Here is a 16,589-nt window from a genome sequence, read left to right as displayed (position 1 = left end):
TTCCTCTCAGCAGCTCAGTAGTGGTGCGGGCGGGTGCGGATCTCCTCCGGCCAGCTCAGCCGGACGCCGAGGGTGTGGCTGAGCAGCCGCTGGTAGTCGATGAGCTGACCCGGGTCGCTGCGGACCTTGCGGGGCGGCAGATCGCGGTCGAGACAGAAGCCGGCGAGGGCGCCGACCGCCTCGCCGACCGCCCACTCGACGGGGTGCAGGCGGTAGCAGCCGTTGGTGATGTGGGTGGTGCCGATGTTCTTGTTGGCGGGCAGCAGGTTCTCGACCCGTACGGGAAGCAGGGCGCCCAGCGGGATCTGGAAGGGATACGACTCGATGTCCACATAGCTGCGCCCGGCCGTGCTCGGATGCAGGTCGATGCGGTAGCTGCCGATGCCGACCGCGTCGGGGAAGACCTCGCCGCCGGCGCCCGCCGGCCGGGCCTCGACCCCGACGTGCTGTTCGAGGACGGTGAACTCGGCTTTGATGCGCCGGGATTCGCGGATGTACGGGGCCTTGGCCAGGCCGTCGGGCGTGCCCGTGACGTCGGGCCGGAGCCGTAGCCCCGGATAGCCCGCGCCGCCGTCGGGGCGCGGGGCCTCGGTCTGCATCCAGTGCAGGAACGACAGCGACAGCCCCCGCGCCGCCGCCAGCGCCGCGTCGCGGGCCGCGGTGTCGACGCCGAGCAGCGGCGCCTCCCAGTAGTCGATCTGCGGCCAGTTCACGATGGTCAGATCGGAGGCGAAGGCGCCGGGGGCGAACTGCTCGCGGGCCAGGATGCGGCGGAACTGCCACAGGTCGAAGTGGTCGCCCGCCTCCCGGTCTGCGCCCATCAGCCGCCAGGTCCGCCGCTCCAGGCTGATCGGCTCGACGTCGGTCCAGGAGAGCTGCGGGCCGGGCCAGAAGGGGGCGGCGGTGGTCTTCCAGTGCTCGTACGCGTCCGGCCGGTCGATCACATGCTCCTCGCCGGGCCGGTAGTCGAGCGCGTAACACCAGGAGACGGCCTGCTGGTCGAGCGGGTCGGCGGTGTCGGGGGCGTGCGGCTCGCCGGTCTCGTCGCGGCCCTCGGCGCCGATCACGTGCTCCACGCCGGCGAGTTCGAGCAGGTCGCCGAGCTCGGTGGCGTCGGCGACGTAGGCGGCGTGGACGGTGATCTCGGTGCCGTCCGGGCCCGCCAGGGTGACAGCCTCGATCTCGTCGCCGCTGGTGTGGGCCTTGACCGGGGTGTGTCCGGTGAGCACGGTGAGGGCGCCGGAGGCGCGCCAGGGGGCCAGCATCTCCTCGATGACGGCGGCGGCGACCCGGGGCTCGTGGCACAGGTGGCTGACGATGCCGAGGCCGGGGTCGAGGAGCGGATCGTCCTGGCGCAGCGGGTAGTTGCGGCGGTAGTAGTCCCGGACGCGGCGGCGCAGGCCGGCGTAGCCGGGCGGGCAGGCCGCGCCCTCGATCCAGGGGTGCTCGTCGGGCGGTACGGCCTGGGCGGTGAGCTGGCCGCCGAGCCAGCCGGTGGCCTCGGTGAGCACCACCTGCCTGCCGAGCCGGACGGCCGTCAACGCGGCGGCGGTGCCGCCGAGTCCGCCGCCGACGATCAGCAGGTCGGTCCGTATTTCGGGCATGCCGGGATAGCCCCTTCGCTCCGGTGTCGGGGTGAGCTGACGAAATTCGGGGTGAGCTGACGAATCAGGTGTGCTGGATCAGGCGGGCCGTGCCGAGGGTGCGCCGATGGAGTCGCCCGGGACCACCGGGCAGGGCACCAGCAGGTTGGCCGAGCGCAGGTCCGGGTCGTCGAGCATGGCGATCAGCCGGTCGACCGCGATGCGGCCGATCTGCTTCCGCGGGATTTCCAGGGAGTCGTAGCGCAGCCCCTCCGTCGGCGTGACCTCCAGCAGTGCCACCGAGATGTCCTCCGGGATGCGCAGGCCGCGCGCGGCGAGGCCCTTCTCCAGGAATCCCACCAGCCATTGGGTCTCCACCACGACCGCCGTCTCGTCGCCCGCGGCCAGCTCGTCGAACCAGTCCTCCAGGGCGTCCGGGTCGCTGGTGAACCGGGCCGAGGTGTCGGTGAGCCCGAGCCGCCGGACCGCGTGCGCATAGCCCTTGCGCCGGTCCAGGAACCACTCGGAATCCTCCAGGGCGCGGAGATACGCGACCCGCCGGTGGCCCCGGTCCGCGAGCCGCTCCACCAGGCGCTCGGTGGCGCTCTCGTAGTCGGGGATCACGCAGGGGATCTCCGCGCCGGGCACCTCGCGGCGGCCTATGTGGATGAAGGTGTAGCCGTCGTACCAGAGCCGGGCCAGCTCGCCGCGGTCGGTGGACTCGCCCAGCAGCACGGTGCCGTCGGCCAGGTTCAGCCGGTTGGTGCCCTTGCGGTAGATCGGGCGCCGGTTCTTCCCGGGCGTGGTGGCGGTGAACAGCACCAGGTCGTAGTCGGTCTCCTCGGCCCGCTCCTCGATGCCGAGCAGGAACGGGAAATGGAAGTCCTCGTGCGCGCGCGGGAAGACCGGTTCGAAGGTGTGCACGCCGAGCAGGTTGTTGCGCTTGTTCCGCATCGCCCGGGCGGCGGGATTGGCCACGTAGCCGAGCTCCTTCACCGCGTCGAAGACCCGCTGCCTGGTCTCCTCCGGGATCCGCGCGGTCGCCGCGTTCCCGCTCACGACGCGGGACACCGCGGACTGCGACACCCCGGCGAGCCGGGCCACATCGGCCTGGTTGGGCGCCCGGCGCCGTCGTCCGTCGCTCACGTTGCAACCTCCTGTGGTGCGCGCCGGGCCATTGCCGCGGCGTGGGTCGTACGGGCCAATTCGCCGGCCCGGCCGTGCTGGTGCAGCCAGCATCGCGCCCAGTGTCCGTCGCCGAGGCCGGTGACGGGAGGCGCTTCGCTGCGGCACTGGGTCATGGCGAACGGGCATCGGGGGTGGAAGCGGCAGCCCGCCGGCGGGTCGATGAGGCTGGGCGGCTCGCCCAGTTCGTCGGCGCCCTCGAAGAGCTCGTCCCTGTCGCCGGCCGCGCGCTCCGGGTCCGGTGAGGACTCGATGAGCAGTTTGGTGTACGGGTGCTGCGGCGCGGCGATCACCTCCTCCTTCGGTCCCGATTCGACCATCTGCCCCGCGTACATCACCGCGATGTCGTCGCAGAGATAGCGGGCACTGGCGATGTCGTGGGTGATGTAGAGCAGCGCCAGGCCGTCCTCCGCGCGCAGCTTCTCCAGCAGGTTGAGCATCTCCAGCCGGATGGAGACGTCCAGCATGGAGATCGGCTCGTCGCCGAGCAGCACCTTGGGCTCCACGGCGAGGGCGCGGGCGATCACCACGCGCTGGCGCTGGCCGCCGGAGAGTTCGTGCGGGAATTTGTCGAGGTAGTCCGCGGCCGGGGTGAGGCTGACCCGCTCCAGCAGCGCGGTGGCGCGCCGCAGCCGCGCATCGCCGTCCAGCGATGGGTGGTGCAGCTTCAGCGCCCGGTCCAGGTTGTAGCGCACCCGGTGCAGCGGGTTCAGCGAGCCGAACGGGTCCTGGAAGATCAGCTGCACGTCGGAGTGGTACGCCCGCCGCGCGGCCCGCCCGCCACCGGCCACCGGCTCACCGCGCAGCGCGATCTCCCCGCTGGTCGGCTCGTAGAACCGGGCGAGCAGCCGCGCCAGCGTGGTCTTCCCGCTGCCGCTCTCCCCGACCAGCGCCAGGATCTGCCCGGGCTTGAGGCGCACGGTCGCGTCCTGCACGGCCTGCACCACCGCGGAGCGTCCGAGCGATCCGCGCACCGTGAAGTGCTTGGAGACGTTTCTCGCCTCGAGTACGTAGTCGGGGCTCATCGGCCCGCCCCTTCCCTGGTGTTGAACAGGCAGGCGGCCTGATGGCCGTCGCCGACCGCTTCGAGCAGCGGGAGCCGGGCGTCGCAGCCCTCGATACGGCGCGCGCAGCGCGGATGGAACGCGCAGCCGGACGGCGGCCGGCGCAGGTCGGGCGGGCTGCCGGGGATGCCGGACAGCGGCCGCAGCGGTGCGTGCAGCGGCGGGAAGGAGTCGCGCAGCCCCTGGGTGTAAGGGTGCCGGGGCGCCCGGTAGAGCTCCGCGGCACTGCCGAGCTCGACGATCCGGCCCGCGTACATCACCGCGATCCGGTCGGCGAGCTCCAGCAGCAGCGACAGGTCGTGGGTCACGAACACCACGGCGAAGCCCAGCTCGCGGCGCAGCCGCAGCACTTGAGCCAGGATCTGCCGCTGCATCACCACATCGACGGCGGTGGTCGGCTCGTCCATCACGACCAGCTGCGGCCGGCAGGCCAGCGCCAGCGCGATCGCCGCCCGCTGCCGCATGCCGCCCGACAGCTGGTGCGGGTAGTCGCGGACCCGGTCGCCGGAGATGCCGACCATGGCCAGCAGCTCCGCCGCCCGCACCCAGGCCGCCCGCTTGTCGAGGGCCTTGTCGTGGGCTCGCAGCGCGTCGGCGAACTGGGCGCCGATCCGCATCACCGGATTGAGCGCGTCCATCGCCGACTGCATCACGATCGACACCGCCGTCCAGCGGTAGCGGCGCAGCTCCCTGGCGTCCAGCGCCGCGAGGTCGACCGGCGGCGCGCCGTCCCGGCCGTGGAAGAGGATCTCCCCGGCCGTGGTGACGGCCGGCGGCCGCTGCAGCCTGGTCAGCGCGGTGATCAGCGTGGACTTTCCGGAGCCCGACTCGCCCGCGACGCCGAGGATTTCGCCGCGGCCCAGCGTGAACGACACGTCCGCGCAGGCCCGTACCGGAAGATCCGCCGTCACATACTCGACGTCCAGGCCCCGCACCTCCAGGACCGTCCGCGTGTTCGTCATGCCTGGCTCCCCGTCTTCTCCAGGGCCGCGGCCGTGCGCCGCACGGTCTTGCGGCGGGCGGTGCGCAATTTGGGGTTGGCCAGCTCGTCCACGCCGAAGTTCACCAGCGCGGCGGCCGTGCCGATCAGCGCGATGCACAGGCCCGGCGGGATGAACCACCACCACAGGCCGCGCAGCACAGCGCTCTGCGTCTGCGCCGACTGGATCATCGTGCCCCAGCTGATCGCCGACGCGTCGGAGATCCCCAGGAACGCCAGGCCGGCCTCGGCGAGCACCGCGCCGATCATCGCGTGCAGGAACATCGAGGCGATGATTCCCGTGAGATGCGGCAGCACCTCCGCGAAGACCAGCCGGTGGCCGCGCTCGCCGAGCATCTGCATCGCCCGTACGAAATCCCGCCCGGACAGGGACAGCGACTGGGCCCGCAGCGTGCGCGCCCCGCCGGACCAGCCGAACAGGCCGATGATCAGCGCGATCACCCACAGCCCGGTGCCCTGCAGATAGCCGGCGACGATGAGGATCAGCGGCAGGACGGGCATGACGAGGAAGATGTTCGTGACGAAGTTCAGCGCGGCGTCCACCCGGCCACCGAAGTAGCCGGCGGGCACCCCGACGAGGATCGCCATCACCGTGCCGACCGCGGCGCCGAGGAACCCGACGAACATCGAGCCGCGCGCCCCCGCGATGGTCTGGGCGAGGACGTCCTCGCCGAACTGGTTGGTGCCCAGCAGATGTTCACCGCTCGGCGGCTGTGCGATGGCGGAGGTGTCGTTCGCCCGCGGATCGACGCCGAGCAGCGCGTCCACCAGCCACGGGCCGAGGACGGCCAGCAGCACGAAGAAGAGGATGCCGCCGAGGCCGGTCCTGACCTTCCAGCTGCGCAGGAATTCAGTGCGCACCGCCGCTCACCCCTCTTCCCTGATCCGCGGATCGAGCAGCGCGTAGACGGAGTCGGCGATCAGGTTCGCCAGCAGCACGGTCATGGTGGTGAGGAAGAACACCGCCTGCATGACGGGGTAGTCGCGCTGCCGCAGCGCCGCGTACATGAGATAGCCGATCCCCGGATAGCTGAAGACGATCTCGGTGAGCAGCGCCCCGCCGACCACCCCGCCGAGCGCCATGGCGAAGCCGGTGAGGTTCGGCAGCATGGCGTTGCGGGCGGCGTAGCGGAGCAGGACGCGGCGCGGGGAGAGGCCCTTGGCCTGGGCGAGGAGCACGTAGTCCTCCCGGACCGTGGTCACCGTCATGTTCCGCATGCCGAGCAGCCAGCCGCCGAAGGCGGAGAAGACGATGGTGGCGGCGGGCATGGCGCCGTAGTGCAGCACGCTGAGCAGGAACGGGCCGTTGAAGCCGACCGGCAGGTCCGGGTCGTAGCCGCCGGAGAGCGGGAACCAGCCGAGCAGGAAGCTGAAGACCCACAGGCCGAGCAGCGCCATCCAGAAGTACGGGATGGCCGAGACGAAGATGGTCAGCGGGCTGACGAGGGTGTCGAAGCGGCTGCCGGCCCGCCAGCCGGCGACCATCCCGAGGCCGGTGCCGAGCAGAAAGCCCAGCACGGTGGTGGTGCCGACGAGCAGCATCGTCCAGGGCAGGCCCTGCCACACCAGATCGGCGACCGGGGTGGGGAAGTACGTGATCGAGGTGCCGAGGTCGAAGGTGGCCAGCTGGCCCAGATACTCCCAGTACTGCTGCCAGAGATTGGCGTCCGGGTTGCCGAACAGGCGCTGGATCGCCTCCAGCGTCTGGACGTCGACCTGCTGGCCGCCGGCGCTCTGCAGCTGCTCGATGATCGCCGCGGCCGGGTCGCCGGGCATCAGCCGGGGGAGGACGAAGTTGAGCGTGATCGCCGACCAGGCGGCGGCCAGGTAGAAGCCCAGCCGGCGGCCCAGGAACCGCCAGCGCCGGGGGACCCGGCGCCGGGCGGATCCCGGCGCAGGGTCCGCGGGGGTCAGGGTGGTCGCGGTCACTTCGCCGGCTTCAGCTTCTTGAGCGTGAGGATGAACTCGGTGGGCTGCGCGATGGCCGGCACCACGTCGTAGCTCTCGGCGGTGGGCCAGCCGGTCCAGCGCTTGGAGTTGACCAGGACGAAGTTGTAGAGGTTGTAGATCGGCGAGTACGGCACCTGCTCCGCGACGATCCGCTGCATGCCCTCGGTGGCCGCCTTCACCTTCGCCGGGTCCTTCGAGCCGATCAGGTCGCCGATGAACCGGTCCGTTTTGGCGTCCTTCCAGCGGCCGAAGTTGGTGGCCGCCATCTCCTTCAGCGGGCGGTACGCGCGGCTGCTGAGCGCGCTGTAGACGCCGGCCGGGCCCGCGCCGAAGGTGTCGTTGACCGCCAGGTCGAAGGCGCCCTTCTGCATCTGCTCCCAGTGGTTGGCGCCGGGCGCGCCCGCGGGCTTGACCTTGATCCCGAGCTGCTTCTCCCAGCTCTTGACGAGCATGTTGGCGTACGGGTCCCAGGCGATGTCCTGGTTGAAGAGCAGCTTCGGGGCGTAGGACGTGCCGTCCTTGACCAGTTTGCCGCCCTCGACGGTGTAGCCGCTCTTCTTCAGCTCGGCCTTGGCGCCGGCGCCGTCGACCTTCTGCACCTTGCCCTTGTACTTCGGCAGCAGCTGGTCGCCGTAGATCTCGTCGACGAGCCCCGACGGGCCCGCCTCCGTGCCGGGGCGCTCCAGGGTGGCCACGACGTCGGTGCGCGGGATGGTCATGGCCAGGGCGCGGCGCAGATGGACGTTGTCGAAGGGCGCCTTCGCGGTGTTGTAGAACAGCGACGAGGCGCCGCCGGCGGCGTAGAGCTCGTAGTGGTGGTGCTTCGGGTCCTTGGCGACGTACTCCTTCTTGGCGGCGGCCCAGGAGGCGGACGCGTAGTCGATGTCGCCGCGGAGCAGCTGCGCCTTGACGGCGTCGGGGTTGGACGGGATGACCTTCAGGTGCTTCATCGGGAGCGCGCCGCCCCAGTAGTCCTTGCGGGCGGCGAAGGTGATCTGCTGCGGGGCGAACTTGTCCACGGTGACCGGGCCGGTGCCGACCGGCTTCGGGTTGGTCCAGGTGCGGAGGTTCTGCTTGGCCCAGATGTGCTTGGGCACGATGGGTGACTTGATGCCGGCGAGCTGGTTGAGCTCGCTGAAGGCGGGCTTGGGGTAGGTGAGCTCGACCGTGGTGTCGTCCACCTTCTTGACTCCGGTGTACGTGATGCCGCCCGCGTTGAAGTCCTTGTTCTTCAGCGGAAGTTCCAGGGAGAAGTGCACGTCGTCGGCCGTCATGGGCTTGCCGTCGGAGAACTTCACGTCGTCGCGGATCTTCACGGTGAGCGTGGTGCCGGCGTCGTCGAACTCCAGGCTCTTCGCCAGCCAGGGCTTGACCTTGGCGCCATCGGCGTAGTCCACGCGGGCCAGCGGCTCGTAGACCCAGTTGTTGCCCGGGGCCTTCCGCGGGGACGGCGAGACGGTGTTGTAGTTGCGTACGAAGGTGGTGCCCGCGTCGATCAGGCCGACGGTCAGCGTCCCGTCGGCAGTGGCCCCCGCCGGTCCCGCACCCGTGTCCGTACCCGCGGTGCAGGCGGCGGTCAGGGCCAGCGCCGCGGCTGATGCGGTCGTGCACAGAACGGTCGATCTCCTACTTGGCATGGCTGTCTCCCGGGCGGAGTGAACGGCAAGCGGGGATGGGCTGTGCATACGTATGAGCAGAGGTCGCGCGGTCAGCTCGCGGCGGTGCTTCTACGTATGAGCAAGGACCGTAGAGACGTTGCGTGGACGCGTCAATGGTGTTGCGAAGACTTTTCGCAACGATCCCGGTCCTGGGGTCGGGCCAACGCCGCCTCGATGGCGGCCGGTTGGCTACGCTCGCCGCATGACCCGAGGCGCGCTGCTGTTGACCTTCGACGATTTCTTCGTGCCGGAGTGGGCCGCGGCCCGGGAGGTGGTAAGGGCGCACGGGGCGCGCGTCACGTTCTTCGTCAGCGACCTGGGGCGGCTGTCGCGGCCCGATTTTTCGAAACTCCGTGACCTCGCCGCGGACGGCCACACCATCGGGGCCCACGGCCTGCACCACCTCGACGCCGCCGAGGAGATCGCACGCGTGGGCCCGGAGGCGTACGTACGCGACGAGATCGCCCCGTGCCTCGCAGGCCTGCGCGCCGAGGGCCTGGCGCCGCGCAGCTTCGCCTACCCGTTCGGCGGCCGCTCGCCGGCGATCGACGAGCTGCTGGCCCGGACCTTCACCCGGCTGCGCGGCGGCTACTCGGCCCCGTCCGACGGTCGTCAACTGGCAGAGGATGACGGGTACTTCATCCCCGTCAGCGAGCTCCCGTCACGCCGGCTGCTGACCGCCGCCGGCGCGGACAACGGCCGCGACTTCCGGCCCTGCGGCAACTCCGACGCCGCCCTGCTCGCCGCCCTCCGCCGCGCCGCCGACCGCGACGAGGCCCTGACGCTGTACGCCCATGCCATCGCCGAGGCGCACGAGAACAACTACATCACCCCCGCCCGCGTGACCTGGCTGATCGAGCAGGCTACGGAGCTGGGGGTACGGTGCATCGGCTTCGATGACCTGGACGAGATCATCAGCCCCAGCTGACCCGAGCCCCAGGAGACGCCTTGCCCGAGCACGCAACCGGCACGCTGCCGCACGACTTCCCTTTCGACCCCGCGCACGGATACGACCTGCCGCGGCTGCTGGAGGTGGGCGCGCCCGCGGGGCCGCGGGACTTCGCGGCCTTCTGGCGGCAGCGCTACGAGTCGGCGCGCCGGATCGATCCGGCCCCCGAAGTCGGGCCGCCCGAGGCCGAGATGGACGGGACGGTCGTCCGCCCCGTCTCGTACACCTCGACCGACGGCTACCGCATCGGCGGCTGGCTGACGACGCCGGCCGACGGCCGGATCACCCAGGGCTGCGTCGTGACGCACGGTTACGGCGGCCGCGAGGCCCCGGCCCCCTGGCAGCCGGTGCCGGGCGCGGCGACCATCTGGCCCTGTCTGCGCGGCCTCGGCAGCCGCAGCCTGCTGCCCGGCATCCCGCCGGATTCGGCCGGCCATGTGCTGCACGGCATCGCCGCCAGGGAGCGCTACGTCCTGGGCGGCTGCGCGGCCGACGTCTGGTGCGCGGCAACTGCCCTGCTGCGGCTGGTCCCCGCGGCAGCCGAGCGCCTGACCTACCTGGGCACGAGCTTCGGCGGCGGCATCGGCGCCCTCGCGCTCCCCTGGGACGACCGCTTCCACGCCGCGGGCCTCACGGTGCCGACCTTCGGCAACCATCCGCTCCGGGTGACGCTGCCGTGCACGGGCAGCGGGGAGTCGGTACGCACGCGGCATGCCGCCGACCCCTCGGTGCTGGACGTGCTGGCGTACTTCGACGCCGCGACGGCGGCAGGGCATATCCGTATCCCGGTGCATGTGGGCGCCGCCCTCTTCGATCCTTCGGTGCCCCCGCCGGGGCAGTTCGCGGTGCACAACGCCCTCGCCGGGCCGCGCGAGCTCTTCGTGCTGCGGGCCGGGCACTTCGACCACCCCGGCGGGCCGGCCGAGACGGCCGAACTGGAAGCGGCTCAGCGGGCCTTCCTGGCCGGGAAGGGCTGACAGCCGGGAGCCCGTCCCGAAAAGTCTTGCACGGAGTCTGGCCGGTGCAGGCCTCCCTGGTTAATCTTTTGCAGGATTTCGAGGGAGGTGGAGTGTGAGGCGCAAAGGATTTTCACGGCGCGAGGCGTTGGCCGTGCTGGGGGCGGCCGCTGGGACGGCGGTGCTTCCCGGGTGTTCCACCGATCAGGGCTCGCGGTCCGCCGCGCTGCAGGTGTGGGGCGGCGTGCCGCCCGAGTCCGGACCCGCGGCGGTGGTGGAGGCGTTCCAGCGGAAGTTCCCGCAGCACAAGGTCACGTACACGCGCTACGTGAACGACGATCGCGGCAATCTCAAGCTGGACACCGCGCTGCAGGGCGGGGTCGACATCGATGTGTATTTCACCTACGGGCTGGGGCCGTTGGCGCTGCGGGCCGGTTCCGGACTGGCGGCGGACCTGACCGATCAGGTCCGGCGGGCTCCGGAGCTGCGCCCCTTCCTGGACACCGAGCAGCCCCGGGCGTATTTCGACAACGGCCGGGTCAAGGGGCTCGCCACCGCGTCCGTGCCGTCGTTCGTGATGTTCAACGAGAAGCTGCGCCGGCAAGCAGGTGTGGAACTCCCCCACGAGTGGACGATCGAGGAATACCGCGCAACGGCGAAGAGGCTGACGACCGCGGACACCGTCGGCGCGTACCGGGTCCCCGATGTCGCCCGGATCGCCCTCGGCCCGGACTACTGGTACGACGGGGATCGGTCGAACTTCGGCGATCCGCACTTCGAGCAGGAGTTCCGGATCGGCCAGGAGATGATCGCTGAGGGGTCGGCGTTCCGGTGGACCGAGGTGCTGTCGCGCCATCTCGACGTCTATCAGCAGAACGCTTTCCTCGGGGAGGAGTTCCACCTCTGGCCGACCTGGCCGTTCAACCTGCGGTACCTGCGCGACGCGAAGATGTATCCGCATGACTTCAAGGTCTCCTTCGCCCCGCTGCCGACCGTCGACGGCCGGGACTGGAACAGCGGCGAATGCGGCAACTTCCTGATGGTGAACCCGAAGTCGCCGAAGCAAGAGGTGGCCTGGGAGTTCATCAAGTTCTATCTGACCGAGGGCTCCGGACCGATGCTCAGCGCCGGCCAGCTGCCGTCCCTGAGCAATCTCTCCGAAGACCAGGTGATCAGCGGGATGCTCGGCGAGGAGCCGGAGCGGTACTTCGACGTCGAGTCGTTCCGCCGGGTCGTACTGGACCCGAAGCTCAAGCTCGCCACCGGCACCCGGTTGACAGCCTTCCCGGAGATCAGGCTCGCCGAGAAGCAGCAGCGCGACCTGTGCTGGCTCGGCGAGAAGGCTCCCGGGCCGGCCATTCGTGACGTACGACGCGTCGCCGACGCCGCGATCGCCCGTAACGACAGGAGGCCGTGATGGGTACCGCCACCGTGGCAGAGACCTCCGCAGCGGCGAAGCCAACCGCCGCGCGGACGAAGAAGCGGACGAAGAAGGCGCCGCCCGGGATCCGGCCCAAGGGCTGGGTCGGGCTGCTGTTCATCCTGCCCAATCTGCTCGGCGTGATCGCCTTCACGCTGATTCCGCTCGTCAGCGTCGTCGTGCTCGCTTTCACCGACTGGAATCTGGTCTCCGGTCTCGGCGGCATCAGGTTCACCGGCACGGACAACTTCGTCGCCATCGCCCAGGACCCCGCCTTCTGGAAGGCGGTCGGCCTGACCCTGGTGTACGCCGGGGTGAGTGTGCCGCTGACCGTCATACTCGGACTCGCTCTCGGCATCGCCCTGAACCGGCCGCTGCCGGGGCGCGCCGCACTCCGGGCGATCTTCTTCCTCCCGTACATCGTCAACATCGTTGCGGTCGGCATGACCTGGCTGATGCTGATGAACCCGAATTCCGGCCTGGTCAACCAGGTGCTCGGCGGCCTCGGTCTCGAGCCCGGCTGGTTCGCCTCGTCCAACTGGGCGCTGCCGGCGCTGATCGTGATGGCGGTCTGGGGTGGCGTCGGCTACGCGTCCCTGATCTATATGTCCGCGCTTCAGGATGCGCCGCGCCAGTTGTACGAGGCGGCCGACATCGACGGCGCCGGGGCATGGACGAAGTTCCGGGTGATCACCTGGCCGTCGGTGCTGCCGTCCACGATCTTCCTGGTGGTCACGCTGATCATCGGCGTATCGCAGGGGTTCGGCCTGATTGCGCTGATCACCGCGGGTGGTCCGGGCGACTCGACCACCACGCTCTCGTACTACATGTACCAAACCGGCTTCCAGTTCTACCGGTTCGGCTACGCGTCCGCGATCGGCCTGGTGACGTTCGCCGGTGTACTGGTGCTGACCCTGCTGACCTGGCGTGCCCAGCGAGGGAGGGCCCTCCATGACTGACAGGACCGCGAAGTGGGTCTGGGGCATCGGGATGTGGATTCTCGCGCTCGCCTTCCTCGCACCGTTCGCGTGGATGCTGTCGACCGCGCTGAAGCCGGACGTGGACGCCTACAAGGTGCCGATGCAGTGGATCCCGGATCCGTTCCAGTGGGAGAACTTCCGGTCCGTGCTCACGGGCGCGACCTCGGTGCTGCCGGCCTTCGGCCGGTCGGTCTTCGTCGCCGCGCTGCGGGTGGCCGGCGAACTCGTCACGGCGACGATGGCGGGCTACGCGTTCGCGCGGATGTCCTTCAAGTGGCGGGACAAGATCTTCCTGATGTACCTCGCGACGGCGATCATTCCCGTGCAGCTGCTGCTGGTGCCGCGGTTCATCTACTTCCAGCGGCTCGGGCTCTACGACACGCTCTGGGCGCTGATCCTGCCCGGCATGTTCACCGTCCTCGGGACCTTCATGATGCGGCAGTTCTTTGCCGCCCAGCCGGCCGAGTTCGCCGAGGCGGCCCGGATGGACGGGGCGAGCGAGTGGCGGGTGTTCACCCGGATCTATCTGCCGCTGGCGAAGCCGGTGCTGAGCGCGCTCGGCATCCTGGCGTTCGTCTGGTCCTGGAACGACTACGAGACGCCGCTGGTGCTGATCAGCGATCCGGAGCGCTACACGCTGCCGCTCAGCCTGTCCAACTTCGTCAATGAGCAGGGCCAGATCGCTCCCGGTCTGACCATGGCGGCGTCGGTGATCTCGATCGTGCCGGTGCTGATCGTCTTCATCCTCCTGCAGCGACGGTTCATCGCCGCCATGACGCACACCGGAATCAAATGAGAGAGGGAATGGGAAAGTCGACGGGAAGAGCGGACAGCCCGAGCCCGCTGCAGCTGCTGAAGCAGGCCCTGCCGGGGCTGACCGGTGCGACGCATCGCGTCGCCGAGCACATCCTGGCCCACCCCGACGAGGTCGCGGGCGGCTCGATCACCAAGCTCGCCGAGGCCGCGGAGACCTCGGCCGCGACCGTGAGCAGGCTGTCCACACACCTCGGATTCGCCGGCTACCCGGCGCTGCGCGCCGCCCTGGCGATGGAGATCGGCCGCGGCCGCGAGGCGGGCTGGGCGAGCGACATCGGGCTGGCGATCGGCCCGGCGGACCCGGCCGAGCAGGTGCTCAACGTGCTCGCCAGCACCAGCGCGAACGCGATCCGTAATGCCCTGGCGGCCATAGACCTCACCGCCGCCACCCGCGTCGCCGACGCCATCGCCGGAGCCCGTCGGGTCCACATCTACGGGGAGTGGGGCGACGCGATCCCGGCGCGGGAGCTCTACATCCGCCTGCTGCGGATCGCGATCCCGGTGTGGTTCTTCGACGGGCCGCAGTCGTCGCGCATCGCCTCCGGGCTGCTGGGCGCCGGGGATGTGGCACTCGTCGTGTCGCGGTCGGGCACCGAGCCCGAGGCGCTGGAGTTCCTCGAGCGGTCGGCGGGGGAGGGGGCGCTCACCGTCGCGATCACCGGCATCGCCGACTCGGCGATCGGGCGGGCGGCCGAGGTCGTCCTCGACACCGGCACGCCGGCCGGCGGGACCTGGACCGACTTCTTCGCCGGCCGGGCCAGCGACAGCCTGACCGCCGGCCTGCTCTTCGTCCTGGTGGCGCAACGCGTCCCCGATCACCTCGCCGCCAACGAACCCGACGAGCCCGCGCACCCCGTCGTACGCCCGGATTCCTGAAAGGCCCCTGCATGCAGCACCTCGACATCCACACCGATCTGACCGTCGTCGGGGGCGGCCTCGCCGGGATCTGCGCGGCGATCGCCGCGGCCCGGCAGGGCAGCACCGTGGCCCTGGTCCACAACCGGCCGGTGCTCGGCGGCAATTCCTCCAGCGAGGTGCGGGTGTGGGTGTGCGGCGCGACCGCCCACGGCGTGCAGCACTTCGCCCGGGAGACCGGCGTCATGGGCGAACTGTTCGTCGAGAACCAGTACCGCAATCCCGCGGGCAATCCGTACTACTGGGATCTCGTCCTCCTGGAGGCCGTGCGCGCCGAGCCGCGGATCCAGCTCTTCCTGAACACGGACGTACGGACGGTGGATGCCGCGGACGGGAGGATCAATTCCGTCACGGGCTGGCAGATGGGATCCGAGAAGGACATCACCTTCCACAGCCCCGCCTTCGCCGACTGCTCGGGCGACGGCCTGGTCGGCCTCCTCGCGGGCGCGGACTTCCGCACCGGGCGGGAGCCCAGATCGCTGTACGGGGAGTCGTGGGCGCCGGTCGTACCGGACGGGAACACCCTCGGCAGCACGATCCTCTTCTATACGAAGGACGCCGGTGAGCCGGTGCGCTTCGTGCCGCCGTCGTTCGCCCGGGACATCACCGAGACCGCGATCCCCGACCGCCGGATCATCCGCACCGATCACAACGGCTGCGCCTACTGGTGGATCGAGTGGGGCGGCGAGCTGGACGTCGTCGACGACAACGAACGGATCCGGGACGAGCTGCAGGCCGTCGTCTACGGGATCTGGGACTACATCAAGAACTCGGGCCGGTTCGACGCCGACCACCTCACGCTGGAGTGGATCGGATCGGTGCCGGGAAAGCGGGAGTACCGGCGCTTCCTCGGCGACCACGTACTGACACAGCACGACGTCCTCGGGCAGACCGACTTCGACGACCGCGTGGCCTTCGGCGGCTGGTCGATCGACCTGCATCCTCCCGGCGGGGTCTACGCCACCGAGCACGGCTCCAAGCACTGGCACCCGAACGGGAATTACCACATACCGCTGCGCTCCCTGTACTCGCGCAACATCACCAACCTGTGGATGGCCGGACGCAACATCAGCGCCAGCCACGTGGCCTTCGGCACCACACGCGTGATGGCCACCTGCGCGGTCCTGGGCGAGGCGGTCGGAATCGCCTCCGCCGTCGCCACCCGCCACGGCCTCACACCGCGGGAGCTGGCCCGCGAGCGCTTCGAGCTGATGCGCTCTGCGCTGCGGCGGGCGGACGCCTCGGTGCTTGGCGTCGTCGACGACGACCCGGCGAATCTGGCCTTGCAGGCGACGGTACGGGCGTCGTCCGCGCTGTCCCGCCCGACCGCCGAAGTGTCCTCGGGAACCCTGCCGTTGACCACCGACATCGCCATGGTGGTGCCCGCCGACCCGGCACTGCACGACCTGGAGCTCCTGGTCGACGCCGCCGCCGCGACATCGCTCACCGTCGAGCTGCACGACCCGCTGAAACCGCAGAACTACCTGCCCCTGGCCCTGATCGCCTCCCGCTCGGTGCAGGTGGCCGCGGGCGAGAAGCGCTGGCTTCGCATACCCCTCGACTGGCGCCCCGAGCGGCCGGCCAACGCCGTCGTCGTCCTGCGGGCGAATCCGGCGATCTCCCTGCACACCGCGGATTCCGCCCCACCCGGCGTGATCTTCTTCGCCCACCGCGACCCCGCCCCCGACGAGCAGTGGACCGAGCAATTCCGCTCCTGGAAGCACATCCTGCCCCGCTCAGGACTGTGCCTGCGGCTCGGCGAGACCGCCGCGTACGCCCCCGGCAAGGTGATCGGCGGCTACGCCCGCCCGTACGGCGGCCCCCAGCTCTGGGCCTCCGACGACCTCGCCTGGGACCCCGAGCCCTGGATCGAACTCACCTGGCCCGCGACCGTCGATATCGCCGAGATCGTCGTCATCCTCGACGACGACGTCGAAGAGGACCTCATCAACCTCCACCACCACCGCACCCCGTACGACATCCTCCCGACCCTGCTGCGCGACTACACCCTCCAGGTCCGCAACGGCGACGCCCCCTGGCACACCGTCGCCACCGTCCACGCCAACCGCCGCCGCACCGTCCGCCACCGCCTCCCCGAGCCCACCCCGCTCAC

General features: G+C 70.4%; 14 protein-coding genes. 7 read left to right on the top strand and 7 right to left on the bottom strand.

From position 1 onward, the window contains the following. Window positions 1-14: 14 nt before the first annotated feature. From G5C51_RS10055 to G5C51_RS10025, 7 genes are all read right to left on the bottom strand, one after another. Window positions 15-1,604: an FAD-dependent oxidoreductase gene (locus G5C51_RS10055; RefSeq protein ID WP_165235192.1), complete on the bottom strand. Its 1,590-nt coding sequence runs from the start codon at window positions 1,602-1,604 to the stop codon at window positions 15-17. Window positions 1,605-1,682: 78 nt separating this feature from the next. Next, window positions 1,683-2,729, bottom strand: a complete 1,047-nt coding sequence (locus G5C51_RS10050) for a LacI family DNA-binding transcriptional regulator (RefSeq protein ID WP_338118077.1) — start codon at window positions 2,727-2,729, stop codon at window positions 1,683-1,685. Then, window positions 2,726-3,793: an ABC transporter ATP-binding protein gene (locus G5C51_RS10045; protein ID WP_165235186.1), complete on the bottom strand. Its 1,068-nt coding sequence runs from the start codon at window positions 3,791-3,793 to the stop codon at window positions 2,726-2,728. The genes G5C51_RS10050 and G5C51_RS10045 overlap by 4 nt, the downstream gene beginning before the upstream one ends. Then, on the bottom strand, window positions 3,790-4,794 hold the full coding sequence (locus G5C51_RS10040) for an ABC transporter ATP-binding protein (RefSeq protein ID WP_165235183.1): 1,005 nt from the start codon (window positions 4,792-4,794) through the stop codon (window positions 3,790-3,792). The genes G5C51_RS10045 and G5C51_RS10040 overlap by 4 nt, the downstream gene beginning before the upstream one ends. Next, a complete protein-coding gene (locus G5C51_RS10035) occupies window positions 4,791-5,693 on the bottom strand; it encodes an ABC transporter permease subunit (protein WP_165235180.1) in 903 nt (300 codons plus the stop codon). The genes G5C51_RS10040 and G5C51_RS10035 overlap by 4 nt, the downstream gene beginning before the upstream one ends. Before the next feature lie 6 nt (window positions 5,694-5,699). Beyond that, window positions 5,700-6,746, bottom strand: a complete 1,047-nt coding sequence (locus tag G5C51_RS10030; protein ID WP_240929529.1) for an ABC transporter permease — start codon at window positions 6,744-6,746, stop codon at window positions 5,700-5,702. Window positions 6,747-6,757: 11 nt separating this feature from the next. After that, a complete protein-coding gene (locus tag G5C51_RS10025; RefSeq protein WP_165235177.1) occupies window positions 6,758-8,419 on the bottom strand; it encodes an ABC transporter substrate-binding protein in 1,662 nt (553 codons plus the stop codon). Between the two features lie 223 nt (window positions 8,420-8,642). Here G5C51_RS10025 and G5C51_RS10020 point away from each other — a divergent pair, with 223 nt between their 5' ends. The 7 genes from G5C51_RS10020 to G5C51_RS09990 form a co-directional block, all read left to right on the top strand. Then, complete coding sequence (locus tag G5C51_RS10020; RefSeq protein WP_165235175.1) at window positions 8,643-9,368, top strand: polysaccharide deacetylase family protein; 726 nt, start codon at window positions 8,643-8,645, stop codon at window positions 9,366-9,368. 20 nt (window positions 9,369-9,388) lie between these two features. Further along, window positions 9,389-10,366, top strand: coding sequence for an acetylxylan esterase (locus G5C51_RS10015; protein WP_165235172.1), 978 nt, complete (start codon window positions 9,389-9,391; stop codon window positions 10,364-10,366). A 94-nt stretch (window positions 10,367-10,460) separates the two neighbouring features. Beyond that, window positions 10,461-11,762, top strand: a complete 1,302-nt coding sequence (locus G5C51_RS10010) for an extracellular solute-binding protein (protein ID WP_206313658.1) — start codon at window positions 10,461-10,463, stop codon at window positions 11,760-11,762. After that, window positions 11,762-12,724: a carbohydrate ABC transporter permease gene (locus tag G5C51_RS10005; protein WP_165235169.1), complete on the top strand. Its 963-nt coding sequence runs from the start codon at window positions 11,762-11,764 to the stop codon at window positions 12,722-12,724. The genes G5C51_RS10010 and G5C51_RS10005 overlap by 1 nt, the downstream gene beginning before the upstream one ends. Next, window positions 12,717-13,541 (top strand): carbohydrate ABC transporter permease, encoded by an 825-nt coding sequence (locus tag G5C51_RS10000; protein WP_165235166.1) that lies wholly within the window; start codon window positions 12,717-12,719, stop codon window positions 13,539-13,541. The genes G5C51_RS10005 and G5C51_RS10000 overlap by 8 nt, the downstream gene beginning before the upstream one ends. Window positions 13,542-13,549: 8 nt before the next feature. Then, window positions 13,550-14,437, top strand: a complete 888-nt coding sequence (locus G5C51_RS09995; protein ID WP_165235163.1) for a MurR/RpiR family transcriptional regulator — start codon at window positions 13,550-13,552, stop codon at window positions 14,435-14,437. Between the two features lie 11 nt (window positions 14,438-14,448). Continuing rightward, the coding region (locus G5C51_RS09990; RefSeq protein WP_165235160.1) for an FAD-dependent oxidoreductase at window positions 14,449-16,589 on the top strand (2,141 nt) is incomplete at its 3' end.

It is taken from the genome of Streptomyces coryli, assembly GCF_011044975.1.
GTDB classification, from domain to species: Bacteria; Actinomycetota; Actinomycetes; order Streptomycetales; family Streptomycetaceae; genus Streptomyces; species Streptomyces coryli.
Note: the sequence above shows the minus strand (reverse complement) of the source record. Positions and strands in the feature narration are given on the sequence as shown.

Excerpts from the sequence above, each read along its gene's own strand:
- G5C51_RS10055 (WP_165235192.1), bottom strand. The coding sequence starts at position 1,604 with ATGCCCGAAATACGGACCGACCTGCTGATCGTCGGCGGCGGACTCGGC.
- G5C51_RS10045 (WP_165235186.1), bottom strand. The coding sequence starts at position 3,793 with ATGAGCCCCGACTACGTACTCGAGGCGAGAAACGTCTCCAAGCACTTC.
- G5C51_RS10040 (WP_165235183.1), bottom strand. The coding sequence starts at position 4,794 with ATGACGAACACGCGGACGGTCCTGGAGGTGCGGGGCCTGGACGTCGAG.
- G5C51_RS10025 (WP_165235177.1), bottom strand. The coding sequence starts at position 8,419 with ATGCCAAGTAGGAGATCGACCGTTCTGTGCACGACCGCATCAGCCGCG.
- G5C51_RS10020 (WP_165235175.1), top strand. The coding sequence starts at position 8,643 with ATGACCCGAGGCGCGCTGCTGTTGACCTTCGACGATTTCTTCGTGCCG.
- G5C51_RS10005 (WP_165235169.1), top strand. The coding sequence starts at position 11,762 with ATGGGTACCGCCACCGTGGCAGAGACCTCCGCAGCGGCGAAGCCAACC.
- G5C51_RS10000 (WP_165235166.1), top strand. The coding sequence starts at position 12,717 with ATGACTGACAGGACCGCGAAGTGGGTCTGGGGCATCGGGATGTGGATT.
- G5C51_RS09995 (WP_165235163.1), top strand. The coding sequence starts at position 13,550 with ATGGGAAAGTCGACGGGAAGAGCGGACAGCCCGAGCCCGCTGCAGCTG.